The sequence below is a fragment of the Thiolapillus sp. genome, from assembly GCF_048562965.1.
Classification (GTDB): Bacteria; Pseudomonadota; Gammaproteobacteria; order Chromatiales; family Chromatiaceae; genus Thiolapillus; species Thiolapillus brandeum_A.
The window spans coordinates 1-865 of sequence record NZ_JBHNMF010001121.1 but is presented as its reverse complement, the minus strand read 5'-3'; the positions used below and the strand labels follow the sequence as shown (position 1 = coordinate 865).

Annotated in this window: 1 protein-coding gene; it reads left to right on the top strand. The window is 58.0% G+C overall.

Going from position 1 to position 865, the window contains the following annotated elements; all coding sequences use genetic code 11:
* Nucleotides 1-865, top strand: an 865-nt coding sequence (locus ACOCD2_RS22725) for a helicase-related protein (RefSeq protein ID WP_419626192.1), incomplete at both ends; no start/stop codon positions are given.

Here is an 865-nt window from a genome sequence, read left to right as displayed (position 1 = left end):
GCCGTGTGTCCATATTCCCGCCCCATGGGCTGGATATCGAGGACAACTTCTTCTCCGTCCAGCGTTCCATAGCGGATCGGCCCGGGCGCCGCTATCTGGGGGTCTGTTCGCCGGGCAGCTCAAGGCCGGCGATGTTGATCCGGGTCTATACGGCTTTCCTGACAGCGGCACAGGCATTGTTCGATCGTTTCGGGCAGGCGGCGGATCCCTATCTGACCATGGTCGGTTACTTCAATTCGTTGCGTGAATTGGGTGGCATGAAACGGCTGGCCGAGGACGATGTACAGACGCGGTCCTACCGTGTCCAGATGAGCCTGGTGGATCGCCCCGGGTTGGCCCAGCGTTCCGTCTACAACATCAAGGAATTGACCTCCCGGGTATCGAGTCAGGACATTCCCAAGTATCTCGACCAACTGGAGGTGAAGTTCAACGCTTCGTACGACAGTGAGAAAGAAACGTATGTCACTCGATGGGACGAGAACGAGATGCGTGCCATCGACGTATTGTTGGCGACCAACATGTTGTCGGTGGGGGTGGACGTCAATCGCCTAGGCTTGATGGCGGTGAACGGTCAACCCAAGGGCACGGCGGAATACATCCAGGCCACCAGTCGTGTTGGGCGTCAGTTCCCGGGGCTGGTCTGTTCCGTACTCACATGGGCACGCCCGAGGGATCTCTCCCATTACGAGACCTTCGAGCATTATCATGCGACCTTCTACAAACACGTGGAGGCACAGTCGGTGACGCCTTTCTCGCCCAGGGCCATGGATCGTGGTCTCACGGGAACCATGCTGAGCATCCTGCGTCTGGAGAACGACCTGTTCAACCCCAACAAAGGTGCCAGTGAATTGGATGAGACGGATGG